This is a genomic window from Acinetobacter sp. LCT-H3 (assembly GCF_001866125.1).
GTDB classification, from domain to species: Bacteria; Pseudomonadota; Gammaproteobacteria; order Pseudomonadales; family Moraxellaceae; genus Acinetobacter; species Acinetobacter schindleri.
Genome location: NZ_MODX01000014.1, coordinates 43,173 through 56,851, shown reverse-complemented (window position 1 = coordinate 56,851; position 13,679 = coordinate 43,173). Strand labels below are relative to the sequence as shown.

The following is a 13,679-nucleotide window of genomic DNA, read 5'->3' as shown; positions in this document are numbered from 1 at the left end:
CAAAAACCTAAGGTGGTCTAAATAATTTAGTGGATGATATTTTGTTCATAAGCGAAAGAATCAATTCAGTATTGTTTAGATCACATCTCTGCTGGCAGCAAATTCAATTAACTTTAATTTGCTGCCAGCGCTCTGGTCAAAATAAAATCTAAAAATATGATCAAGACATAATCCTCCAGCAACATCATCGTAAGCGATGTAATTCAAATATTGACTGGATCTAACGGATTTTTCTCACTTAAATCAGCCGGTATTTTTTAATCTCATAAACTTCAAATGTAAAAAAGCCTGCATAAAGCAGGCTTTTTTCAGACTTTAAAAGTCATCTCACAATTAAGCTTGTTCAATGTCTTTCATTGTCAATTTGATACGGCCACGGTTGTCAACATCAGCAACCTGTACTTTCACTTCCTGACCTTCTTTCAATACGTCTGCAACGTTGGCAATACGTTCGTTAGAGATTTGAGAAATGTGTAGCAGACCATCAGTACCTGGCAGGATATTAACGAACGCACCGAATTCAACGATACGAATCACTTTACCTGTATAGATCGTACCTGGTTCAACTTCAGCAGTCAGCGCCTGGATTTTTGCAATCGCAGCTTGTGCAGCAGCTTTAGTTTCACCAAATACGCGTACTGTACCATTGTCTTCAATATCAATCGCAGCTTTGGTTTCTTCAGTGATTTGACGAATAGTCGCACCACCTTTACCAATGACATCACGGATTTTGTCAGGATTAATGGTAATTACCTGGAAAGTCGGTGCGTGCATAGAAATTTCTGGACGAGCACGTGAAATCACCTGGTTCATTGCATTCAGGATGTGCATACGACCTGCATACGCCTGGTTCAAAGCAACTTCCATGATTTCTTCAGTGATACCTTCGATTTTGATATCCATCTGAAGTGCAGTAATACCGTTTGCAGAACCAGCTACTTTAAAGTCCATATCACCAAGGTGATCTTCGTCACCCAGGATGTCAGAAAGAACTGCGAAACGTTCGCCTTCTTTCACAAGACCCATCGCGATACCAGCCACTGGTGCTTTAATTGGTACACCTGCATCCATAAGTGACAGAGAAGCACCACATACAGAAGCCATTGAAGATGAACCGTTCGATTCAGTGATATCAGATACGATGCGGATTACATACGGGAAGCGGTCAGCTGCTGGAAGAACAGCTTGCACACCACGACGTGCCAAACGACCATGACCAATTTCACGACGTTTAGGACCGGATTCACGACCAGTTTCACCTACAGAGTATGCAGGGAAGTTGTAGTGAAGCATGAAGTTGTCAGTTTTAGTACCTGACAATGTATCAACCATCAAGGCATCACGTGTGTTACCTAAAGTTGTTGTTACCAACGCCTGAGTTTCACCACGTGTAAACAATGCTGAACCATGTGCACGGTCTAACACGCCAACTTGTACGTCAAGTGCACGAACTGTTTTCGTGTCACGACCGTCGATACGTGGCTTACCAGATAGGATGTTGTCACGTACTGTGCGGTATTTCAGATCTTCAAACAATTCGTTCAAGTCATCTGCAATACCGGTTTCGTCATTTTCAGGAACGAATTGAGCAACTGCTTCTGCTTGAATTGCATCAAGTGCCGCATAACGGTCTTGCTTAACTGCAATGGTATATGCTTCAGAGATTTTCGCTTCAAACGCTTCTTTCAGTTTTGCCTGAAGATCTTCGTTTTTAGTTGGAGCAACCCAAGTTGATTCTTTCGCGCCAGCTGCAGCAGCAAATTCTTTAATTGCTTGAATCGCGATTTGCATTTCGTCATGACCGAACAATACAGCGCCCAGCATCTGGTCTTCTGAAAGTTCTTTCGCTTCAGATTCAACCATCAATACCGCAGATTCTGTACCTGCAACCACCAGGTCAAGGTCAGACTGAGCCATTTGCTCATAGTTCGGGTTAAGAACATATTCACCGTTGATCAAACCAACACGTGCGCCACCGATTGGACCACGGAATGGTGTACCCGCAATCGCAAGTGCAGCAGAAGTACCTAACATCGCAGCGATGTCAGCTTCCATGGTCTTGTCAGAAGAGATTACAGTCGCAGTCACCTGGATTTCGTTGTAATAACCTTCTGGGAACAATGGACGGATTGGACGGTCAATCAGACGTGAAATTAAAGTTTCAGCTTCAGATGCACGGCCTTCACGCTTACCATAACCACCTGGGATACGGCCCGCAGCATATTGCTTTTCTTGGTAGTTTACGGTTAACGGGAAGAAGTCTTGACCCGCTTTAGCAGTCGGTTGAGCAACAACAGCGACCAGTACGGTTACGCCGCCCATAGTAATCACAACAGTATTGGCCTGGCGTGCAACACGACCAGTTTCAAGAACCACCTGGTGCTGACCAAACTGGAATTCTTTACGAACAATATTAAACATCGACATGTTTTATTTTTTCCTAGTTCTTGTGAACAATTATTCTAGTGGAGACCCCTAAGGTTTGGCATTCACGTCCTTTTGAACGAGTAAATGACAAAGCTTAGAAGCCGACCTCACCAGAAAGAAACACTAATTTTAAACACAAAGAAGGAGCGAAACATTCGCCCCTTCCTAGGCCTGACTAAAAAGCCAAGCTGACTTTAGTTTTCAGCTGTAAAGCACAATGCATGCAATAAACCCGAAAATAAAGCTTAAATCGAATTAACGACGTAAACCTAAAGCACCGATCAAAGCAACATAACGACCGTGGTCTTTACCATTTAGGTAGTCAAGAAGCTTACGACGTTGGTTAACCATACGGATTAGACCGCGACGGCTATGGTGGTCGTGTTTATGCTCTTTGAAGTGACCTTGTAAGTCATTGATTTGAGCAGTTAAAAGAGCTACTTGAACTTCTGGTGAACCAGTGTCGTTTTCAGCGCGAGCGAATTTAGCGATGATCTCTGCGCGATCTGCGTTTGTTAAAGCCATTCGATTTCTCCGAGATGCTTATATATTTTGATAAAAATCAAAGTAATGAGAATTCAGAACATTGACTGCCGTGCATCACTACAGCAAGTTGCATATTTTAAGGGAAATTACGTTAGATTGCAAAAATAGATCATGCGACGATAGATAGATTTAAAGAAATCCACTCAATTCACTGGAAGCATATCATTTATCTGCAAAATAAAGCTTGTTGAACTGGGTTAGAGATTGAACGAAAAATTATGAAAAACGCCTTAATTATTTCAGACAAATATAGAACAGCTGATCTTTCGCCTCATTAGCTAGATACATGGGTAATTTTATTTAGCTATAAAAAAAAGCCCGAGAGGACTCGGGCTTCTTGTGCGCTGTAGTTTCTTCTTTTTCATTATTTTTTTATTATTTATTGTTTTTATTACGCTGCATCGCGCTTTATAGTTATTATTGTTAATAAAAACTTTCCATGCTCTTACTGCAACATCCCTGTGTAGTAGATTCTGCCACAAAGCCGGGCTACTAATAGACGCATTTCTCGTATCTATATGTAAGTATTTTCTTACATTAATTAACCTAAATTGTGATTAATATTACACAAATCTCATTTTTAACCCATCTTGTTTATCTTACATGGATGATTTAGATAAATTAAATAATTTATAAAATTATGCTACCTTTCCATAAACTCAAGATATAAAAAAGCCTTGTAGTCTCTCCCAAAACTACAAGGCTTAGCGGCTGTAAGTTTCCTCTTTTTTCACCTACATCAATGTAAGTTCGCTGTCTCACGACTTTCTTATAATAATTATGCGATTATACTCAACTTTCCTTGTTGAGTTCTTTGTAGGGCCCATCTTCTCAAAAAGGGCAGTGAAGCTCTATCCGCAAATCTCCCGAATCGCTGTAAGCATATGCTTACATTAATCAGTTTCACTATCACCTGAAAAGTTATGACACTGTTCAATGATTTTTCTGCTTAAGCCACTACGACGGGTAGTTTTCAGGCTTAACGATTGTATAAATGCTTCGCGGTCTACCAATAATGTGACGGCTTTTTTTGCACGTGTAATCGCTGTGTAAATCAATTCCTTACTTAACAGGTTACTGGCTTTATGGTCCAGTACGACTGCAGTGTGCCTAAACTCTGAACCTTGGGATTTGTGAATGGTTAGAGCAAAGGCAGTTTCAATACTTTTGGGCAAGCGCGTTGCTAAAACCCATTTTTCCAGACTCGGAAAATAGACTTCAAACTGGCGCTGTCCAAGATGCTCCCGCAGGAAACAGATCCCAATATCCCCATTCGATAGTCCCAGCTGGTAATCGTTATAGGTCATCATCACCGGACGACCGATATACCAGTCGCCCTGCTTGATCTGCCCGGTTGCAGTGAGCAGGCGCTGTTCAATCTGCTGATTAAGTCGGGTCAGACCCAAAACCCCATGGCGGATTGCCGTCAGGATACGGTAATCATCAAAATGACGGATAATCTGCTCTACAAACCTATTAAAATCTTGACTGCCTCCCCCTGTTTTGAGAGCCTGTACATAGCCCTGATAACCATACATCAGCTGGTCATAATAAGGTTGAGCATCATTGAGCAATACATTTTCCGGCAGGTATTGCAGCTGTAGATGGTCAATTTCAATCTGCTCCAGATCAATGGTCTGCAGCTCGGATGCAGTTACCACTTGCTGTTCAAATTCGGTTAACAGATCCTGATCAGGATGTGCTTTCTGAATAAAATGTGCCAATGCACCAATCCGTGCACCTTCACTAAACCGTCGAGTTTTCATCAGATTGATCCGGTTATTGGCCAGGGCCGGAACCTGCTGCAAATCAGCCAATACGGTGCCAACATCGACAGAAGCCAGCTGATTCGCATCGCCCAGTAGAATCAAACGCGCCCCATCTGGCACCGCTGCCAGCAGCATCTGTGCCAGGCTCAAATCAAGCATAGAGGCTTCATCGACCACAATCACCTCATAAGGTAGTGGCTGTCGGGCGTGGAATCTTGGCTGTGCAGTTATTCCCAGACCCAAGAGTCGGTGTAAGGTCACAGGTTGTAACTGTTTTAAGGTTTCCAAGTCAAACTGGGCCAGTGCCGGACTGCTCAAGGCATTCTGCAACGCTTCCTTCATACGCTGTGCCGCTTTGCCGGTTGGTGCTGCCATGGCAATCCGGATATCCGGCAAACTTTCATTCAGCACCGCAATAATATGTGCCAGCGTATAGGTTTTCCCGGTTCCCGGGCCACCCGTAATGATACTTAAACCTTGACTGGCCACCATTTCCAGCGCTTTCTGCTGTTGCGGATCAGCAAGCAGGCTGCGATGATAGCCATTCAACTGAACAGCTTTTAACTGCTGGGATTTGATGCGAACCACATGCGCAGCGATTGCTTGTTCCATTTTCCAGTAACGGTACAGGTACAACTGCTGGTCTTGAAAAATAAAGGGTGCAATCGCATGCTGATCAGACTCACCACGGCGCACTAGATTGTGCAGCAAGGCGACTTGATCCTCTGCAGCGTCAATACAGCTGTTACCATTTTGCATGGCTTCCAGTACGGCATGCATGAGCAGCTTGGCCTCATCGCCAAAGTTAGCTGAACTGAATGGCGGCTGACATATATGCTCGATCCAGGACATCAATGGCGAAGCCAGCTGTGATATGTGATTTTGCTCATTTTCCACACAGTTATCCTCAAACTTATCCACAGGATAATTTTCTGTTTCTATTGTATATATTTCTTAGTTTCGCCATTTTATGCTGACTTATTCACCGCATAATAGCCCAGAATATGATCCAATTTTTGGATAAATTCAACTTCAGGCTGCCAGTGATATAGCCCCTGTCCGGCCTGCCCATTCATGCCACGCAGATACAAATAGGTCGCTCCACCCAGATGCTGCCGGATGTCATAACCCTGCAAATTAGCGCTTAAATAGCGGTGCATGGCGACCAGATACAGGGCAGCCTGCAACCAGTAACTGGAATGCGTCATGCTGTCATGAATTGCTTCCGGCAGATAATCCTGCTGATTGGCACTGAGATAGTTACTCTTATAATCAGCGATGTGATAGCGCTGACCATCAAAATATACCAGGTCAATTGCCCCGGTCAGGTAACGTGCCGATTTGGCCTCATTAAAGTCCGGCATGATCAGGCCATAATCCGCAAACAGCTGCTGAATCTGGCGAATCTGTAACGGGGCATCATTCAAAGCCAGATAAAACGGGAATTCCGACAAAAAGCTGTGCTGATCCAGCTGGCTTAAACGAAACTCGCTCTGAATCGGTGTGTTCAGGATTTCCCCGACCCAATCATGCATTAGATTCAGCAGAATATCTTCGGATAATTCTTCAAAGAATAGATCCGCTGACTGCTGCATTAGTCCAGTCACATCAAAATTTTCATGCGTGCTTGCTTTAGGCAGCTGCCCCATTTCCTGCTCAAACTGCTGAATAAAGGCATCATCATCCAGTTCCAGAAAATAACGCTCAAACTGCGTCATAAACTGTAGAAAATGAGTGACATCTAAAGATGGCTGCTGGAAAAAGCTGTGCCATGTATGGCGATAGGCAACACTTTGGTCATGCAAGCGGATACCGGTCAACAGTTTGTAGTTGACGCTGGCCATAACATGCAAAATAGCCTCAGCTAGCGCTCCTGCTTTTAAGCTGGCATTACTGGCTACCCGTTTAAACAGAGTATTCAGGTTAATCGTGGCCTGCAGATAATACTGCTGGAAGGCCTGCTGCAGTAGCTCTAGAATCTGAAAATCCTGCTGGAACCGGTCTTTCAATTCCATCCAGATATGTGGCGCGGTATTCTTGAAACGACGGCGGATTTCCAGATTCCAGTAACTGCTATCCTGAAAATCCAGATGCTCGAAAATACTGTGCAAGAAAGTTCCGGCCACAGTACCTTTAGGAAAATTCAGCTTGATCCAGTCCAATGGCTGTTGCAGCACTTCTGCTTCTGTCTGCAGATGGATTTCATCGGCAGCACTTTCTGGGTGTTCATATAGACTGACCAGATCATCTTGCAGTACGGTTACATGCAGCTGATGTCTCGATAAAGCGGTGAAGCTGGTTTTGGTCCGTGGATAGAACTGCTGTTCCGGTAAAGGATGAGCAACTAATTCCAGTGCTGTTTGCATCTGTTCTACCGCAATACGCGGTGGTGCTGCTGTTAAGGTATTTTCCATACAGCTGAGCGGGTGCTGGAAGACCTGCTCGCCCTGCCCACGCCAGTAGGCCAGACACGAATCTGATTGACCACTCTGATCCTGTAGCATGGCGTAAACCCGATGGCTGGCACGCGTTAGCGCCACATACCAGAGACGGTGATTCTCTGCGGCATTCCGTGCGGCATTCTGCAGCTGTGCCTGCTCATGCAGATCCTCACGATTTACCGCAATCACTCGTGACTGATTCAGAATATCGTCCTGCTCATGACCGGCCAGCGAGAAGTTAAGGTTACCTTTGTTGACGTCAAACGGCGCATCAGCGCCCATCAGGAATACGATTTTGAATTCAAGACCTTTGGAGGCATGAATTGTCAGCAACTGTACGCCACGGTCACCGGAGAGCTTGCGCTCTTTTTCACTGTCTTTGCCAGAAGGAGACTGTAACTGGCGCAGATACCAGTGATATAGCTTCTGTGCACCCTGATAATATTCGCTTTGCTGCGACAGGATTTCGGTCAGATGACGCAGATTAACCACAACCCGCTCATTATCAATGCTCTTGCTCGATACCAGATTAGTCCAGACGTCAAACAGGTTCAGGGTATAGTTCCAAGCACTCAGGAAGCCCTTGTCGAACCACATTTCCCGGATCACCTCAAAATCGGCAATAAAAGTACTTAGGCCAACTGGCTGCTGTTGCAGCTCCAGCAGCTTTTTCAGGTCAAAGCCGAGCAGACGGGTCATTAAAGCACGACGAACCTTGGCCTCATTAAACGGGTCCATGATCGCGGTCAGCACCGCGGCGACATCCTGTGCCACGTTGCTGGCAAAGACACTCTGTTTTGATTCCTTATAACAGGCAATCCCCATGCGTTGCAGACGCTGCTTGACCTGTTCCAGCGCATAATGTCCAAAGGACAGTACAGCAATATCATCCTCAGTTAGAGGAACAGAACTGTCCTGCTGCTGGAAATATAGTTGTTGCTGTGCAGCTTGGTTCAGTAATTCGCGGATTTTCCAGGCCACCTGATCGGCTTCATGCTCCTGCTCACCCAGCTGCATCCAGCGTAATGGATAAGGATTAGCTTGTGCGGAATCAATCAGGTCCGGATGGGGACGACTACCGGCTTGAATCAAACTATAATTAACGCTTTCACCAAAATCCATCTGCCGCTGAAACAGGGCATCAACCACTTCCACCAAAGCTTTGACCGAGCGGTGGTTCTGGGTCAGAGTATATTCATAGCCCTGCTTTAAACGGACATCAGCATGTGCCTTGTTATAGGTCAGCATGTCGCCGCCACGGAAACCATAAATTGCCTGTTTTGGATCACCGACCATGATCATACAGCCGAGCTGTACCCGCGCAGCATCCCGCCAGATTCGTGCCAGCAGATCGTCCTGATCCTGGTTAGTGTCCTGAAATTCATCTACCAGAATTAAGGGATAACGAGACTGCACAAACTGGGCAAAACGGCGCCCCTGCTCACCTTGCAAGGCTTCAGTCAGGGTACGGATCTGTTGCGAGAAGGTAGTCTCTCCCTGCTTCTGTAAAGTCTGCGGCAGACGATGCTGCACGCTGCGAATCAGGTGATATTCCAGATAAGCCGTGAGCTGTTTGAATTTCTCATCCAGTGCCTGTTTCACATTGCACAGTGCTTCGATGGTACAGATCAGCGGATGGCTGAGGAAATACTGCTGCTCTTCTTCGCTACAGCTTTTGGTAAAACGCTGCTTGCCTGGCTGAAAATCAGTTTTATTACGCAGCAGATAACATAACTTCAGCACCAGCTTGCACAGCTCAGGATCAAAGAAGCACATACCCTTCTGTTCACTCAGCTGTACCGTCCAATCAGAAAAATTGCTGCAGATTTCCGACAGTTTTGCATGAAAGTTTTTATGAAAATGTTTTGGGGTTTCGGTGCAGTAAGTCTGCATCTTGAGCAGCTCTGCCGGACTGATATTGACCAGCTGCTCAATACAGGCATCCAGTTCACCCAAATCCCATTCTACCTGGCGGACTGACTGGAAGTGATTGGCGCTAAAATTGAGTGCATCACGTACCAGTCCCACATAGTGCTCAGGGGATTTGAGCTGGTTCTGTAAATACATCTGGTTAATGACATACTGCGGCTGCTGCTGGATCCATTCCCGTAGTACATCATGAATCAGCTGCTGAATATACAGGTCCTGATCTTCAGTCAGTTCAGCACGTTCAATCCGACCACTTTCAAAGGCAAATTCACGCAGCAGCTTCTGGCTAAAACTGTCCAGCGTGCCGACAAACAGTTCATCCAGTTGGTTTAGTACCAATCCCAGACGACGGCGAGCGTAGTCCATACGACTGCCATAATCTTGCAGCACTTTCTGCAACAACGGATCGGATTCCTGCTCGATCTGCTGGGCCATTTCTACCGAATTAAGATGCTGATAGCGCTGGATATAACGCAAAGTTTCTTCCACACGTGCGCGTACCCGGCTTTTCAGTTCAGCTGTTGCCTTACGGGTAAATGTGGTCGCAATGACCTGATGTGGATAGTATTTATCCAGAAAAATCCGTACCATCAGGCTGGACAGGGTATAGGTTTTGCCGGTTCCTGCAGAAGCCTCGATCCAGTGCAGACCAGTAAAGGCCATGTCCTGAATTGGATTGGTTGAAATTTTATGCTGCTGTTGAGGGGCCATGGTCATTTATTTTACCCACTCTAAATGTTGTTGAATCGGAGCATACAAGTCATAGGCAAATTTTAGCAGGCTATGCTGCAACGCCTGCTCTGGATCCTGATCCTGCAAAATGAACTGCCAGTCCTGATGCAATACACAGGACTCATCCGAACTCAGTGGGCGGGTACTTTCATAAGTGTTGTTCCAGGCCGCCAACAGCTTATCCAGATCACCAATAATCATTTGACCCTGCTCATTGGTTTCCCATTGCCAGTCTTTTTTCAGAATGAGCTCAGCCGGCAACACTACCGGTTGCTGCTGACCTGCTTCCCAGGCCTTAAACCAGTGAACCAAATATTCTTTAGCCTGAGAAGATGTCACCTTGCAGAATTTTACGGTCTTGTTACTGAACAGCACAATTCGTTCCAGCTCTGCGGTATAACTGTCATCATTTAAATAGGCCAGCCAAAGCAGATATTCCAGCCAGACATGCGCGCGACGGCGCTCTGAGGCTGAAGCGGACTGCATGCTCAGCCAGTACGACGCATTCGGTTGCTGCGGCACAGTAATCTGCAACATCAGATCAGATGAATAACGATAGTTTTGCTGCGTGGTACGAGTAATCTGTTTGTCCAGTTGCTGTAGGCGCTGCTGCAGCAATTCCTGTTCCTGCTGGGTACTCAGCCAGGTTGCTTCCTGGGTTTTTCCGACTGGCAGACGATCCAGCATCAACCGAGTATCTATTTCCTGTTCCTGCTGCTGCAGGAAATCCCGTACCTGATATTGCTGCAATTTATCCAGCAATAATGGTTCCTGTGCCGCGGGCAAGTCTTTATATTTCACGCTGGAAATGCCAACACTTTTCAGGAACAGACGTGCCGGGAAGATCATGTCCCGAATCCATTCATCGCCATGCAGAATCCGAATCTGCTCCTGCTGTACTGGCGGACAATGGATATTAATCCAGCTGCGACGCTGCCCTTCAGCCTTACAAAGAAAAGAAGCCACATCATGCCACTGATCCTGAAAACGTGGGGTACGTAGTGTACTAAAACCAACTGGATCAAAAGGCTGTAAAGGATGCACATGATAGAGCTGCTGGATATGCGCTGCGACTGGCAAGCCATTCATCTCGGTCATCACATCGACATCTGCATCTGGATGCTCGGACTGGCAGATCAGGGCAATATGCTGGATCAATTCCTGCAGTGACGTGGATGGATCACGCACTTCGCCATCATTCACATCAAAGCCGTTGTAGAACAGCCACAGATTTTCCTGTGCTAACAGCAAGGCATCCAGAAATGCACCCTGATCATCATCCAGACGGGAGCGGTCACCGAGCTGTGGCTTAAGAATGCTCATCAAGTCAAACGGTAGCTGCTGATTTCGGCTCGGGAATTTGCCCGTATCCAAATTCAGCATCACCACCAGCTTATAAGGCAGCGGGCGAATCTGGCCAATCTGGCTAAAGGTAATTTGTCCGGTCGGTTCGGCCTGATCCAGCTGCATGTCCAGGCTATTCTGGATTTCTTCCAAGACATAAGGCAATGGTAAGCTCAATGCCACCAGTTCCTGAATCGCATTTGGATCATCCTGATCATGATAATCGGCCAGCGTCAGCATACGCATCTGCTTTTCGATGATTTCTGCTACGGTTTTTAATGACTCAGCCCCATTGTTGCGGAATTCATTCACGTCCCGATTCAGATATTCCAGCCAGGTTTTTACCGGTGTACGCTGTCCCTGCTCATGTGCATTCAGCCAGCCGCGACGTTCATTGAAATCCTCATAGATCTGAATCAGGATAACAATCAGCGGAAAATCACTGCTGAGCACTTTGGCATAACTGAGGGTATCTTCAAACAGCTGATGTTCTGGCACCGCCATGCCCAGTACCAAGCGATCCAGAGCAAAGCGGAAGCTAAAGCGGTAATCTTCATCACCTTCATATAAATGCTGCTGTAAATGCTGCTGATCTAAGCCACGCTTAAAGCCGGCATCACTGAGCAGCTGGATGATGCGTTCCACTTGTGCATAGTCCAATGCATAGTACTGCTGAGTCGCACTTAAACTCAGCCAGTCGGCAAAATCTTCAATGCTAAAACGGCGATGCATCAACTGTATGCGGCCCAGCACGGCACGCCAGGCATTGCTGACATCCAGACGGGATACCCCGGATATCTGGATCGGCAGATAAATATTGTTTTTGCGCAGACGGGACTGGCTGCCTTCTCGTTCACGTGGTGGTGGTGCAAAGACACTACGAATCGCCGGTTCCAGTTCTTTCAGGTTTGGACTCAATACCAGGATGTCACTGGGCTGACGCGGTACTTCTTCCGTGCCTTGAGCCAGCCAGTGAATGATCTGTTCGCGCAGTACTTCCAGTTGGCGTAATGAAGAATGACAGACATGGATCTGTACCGAGCTATCGTCCGGCTTCAAGGGATAAGTATGCCGCTCCGGTTCTACCAGATACAGAATATCCGACTGGATTTTTGCCAGCAGATGGTCCTGATAATTATCGACAAAGGCATCCGCCCAATGTCCTTCCTCACCTGAAGACAGTTTGGATAATAACGAGAAGTGGTCCCGTGCCTGCTTACCAAAACGGGTCAGTAAAGGATGACGCGATTCACGGTCTTCAGCATTAAAATTCAGCTGGAACTTTTTCCAGAATGCAGCAATTTCCTCATCACTCGGCTTGCCTCCACGCGACTGTTCGTATTTGCGGATAAAGCGTTCCTGTACACCCAGGTCATAGCGCGCCTTCCAGCTCGGATCGACACTATCCGCCCAGTATTCCTGTGACGGGTTAAAATGGAAAATATAAATCTCGATGTACTGACCCAGACGGCGCAAGAAATCCAGCTGAGCCGGTGGCAATTCCAGCATGCTAAAGACCACCACCTGGGATGGCAGCTGCTTTAAGGCCTGCGTTCGGGTTTCCGGATTTTCGATGCGTTCCCAGTACAGCTTTTCAATTTCCAGGATTTTGGCATAGTCATCCTGAAATACGTTTTGCCACAGCCAGCGCTGCCAGGCTTCCAGTTCCCGTGCCTGAATTTTGACGAAATCTGCTACCGGAATTTCCTGACCATTTTCATCTTTGGGGATATATAGCATCTGCTCTATTTCTAAAGGCAGATTCTGTCCCCAGTTGTGCAGCCAGTTGGTCGGGCAACTACATTGTTGCGGCGGACAATTGCGTGCGCAATAGCCGCGATAATCCATATAGTGACTAAACAGGCGCGATACCTGTTCACAGACCCAGTACAGCATGCTTTGTTTCTTTAGCAGGCGCTCATTCGGCTGTTCCAGACGGTCAGCGCTGTCATAAATCCGCTTTACAATCGAATACAGCGGATGCGGGGATTTGAGTGGAATTTCATCCGCCAGAATAGTCTTGCGTAGCGCCTGAAAGGCTCGCCACTTAATGATGATACGTGGAATATTGGCTTCACGGACCTGCTCCAGCTCTTTCTGGCTGTTTAGCACCCATTGATAAGAAGTCCATTGAAAAGCACGAATTCGGTGGTGAAATTGTGTATTGGCACTGATGCCCTTTTTCTCGGCAATTTTCTGGGTGAGCCAGGCTTCAACGGCAGGCGAAGGCACAATGAAATGCTGCGGCTCAAGCACCTGAAAAGCAGTTCTTTTCTGCTGACTCGTAACCAGCAGCATGCTATCCAAAAGCACATCAATTTTCTGACTTTGAATAACATGAATAGCCATGAATTCCCCAAATTAAAAGAAAGCAGCACTACAAAACAATAAAGATTATTTACTATACACCCTGTTCTGTCTATGTCACTTTTAATCTACACTTAAGTAGAAAAATTTCTTTTAAAAAAGCATCTTAAGGATACTTTTTTAG

5 protein-coding genes are annotated in these 13,679 nt (G+C 46.2%); all 5 read right to left on the bottom strand.

Features of this window, described 5'->3' with window-relative positions:
• Positions 1-333: 333 nt before the first annotated feature.
• Complete coding sequence (gene pnp, locus BK820_RS09040; RefSeq protein ID WP_171063225.1) at positions 334-2,421, bottom strand: polyribonucleotide nucleotidyltransferase; 2,088 nt, start codon at positions 2,419-2,421, stop codon at positions 334-336.
• A gap of 261 nt (positions 2,422-2,682) precedes the next feature.
• Positions 2,683-2,952: a 30S ribosomal protein S15 gene (gene rpsO / locus BK820_RS09035; RefSeq protein ID WP_004637724.1), complete on the bottom strand. Its 270-nt coding sequence runs from the start codon at positions 2,950-2,952 to the stop codon at positions 2,683-2,685.
• Between the two features lie 914 nt (positions 2,953-3,866).
• Positions 3,867-5,639: an exodeoxyribonuclease V subunit alpha gene (recD, locus tag BK820_RS09030; RefSeq protein WP_004813486.1), complete on the bottom strand. Its 1,773-nt coding sequence runs from the start codon at positions 5,637-5,639 to the stop codon at positions 3,867-3,869.
• A gap of 71 nt (positions 5,640-5,710) precedes the next feature.
• On the bottom strand, positions 5,711-9,829 hold the full coding sequence (locus BK820_RS09025) for a UvrD-helicase domain-containing protein (protein ID WP_004813488.1): 4,119 nt from the start codon (positions 9,827-9,829) through the stop codon (positions 5,711-5,713).
• On the bottom strand, positions 9,830-13,537 hold the full coding sequence (locus BK820_RS09020; RefSeq protein WP_071320700.1) for an exodeoxyribonuclease V subunit gamma: 3,708 nt from the start codon (positions 13,535-13,537) through the stop codon (positions 9,830-9,832).
• Between the last annotated feature and the right edge of the window lie 142 nt (positions 13,538-13,679).

Bases quoted from the DNA above. Each gene is read 5' to 3' on its own strand.
- pnp (WP_171063225.1), bottom strand. From the start codon at position 2,421: ATGTTTAATATTGTTCGTAAAGAATTCCAGTTTGGTCAGCACCAGGTG.
- rpsO (WP_004637724.1), bottom strand. From the start codon at position 2,952: ATGGCTTTAACAAACGCAGATCGCGCAGAGATCATCGCTAAATTCGCT.
- BK820_RS09025 (WP_004813488.1), bottom strand. From the start codon at position 9,829: ATGACCATGGCCCCTCAACAGCAGCATAAAATTTCAACCAATCCAATT.
- BK820_RS09020 (WP_071320700.1), bottom strand. From the start codon at position 13,537: ATGGCTATTCATGTTATTCAAAGTCAGAAAATTGATGTGCTTTTGGAT.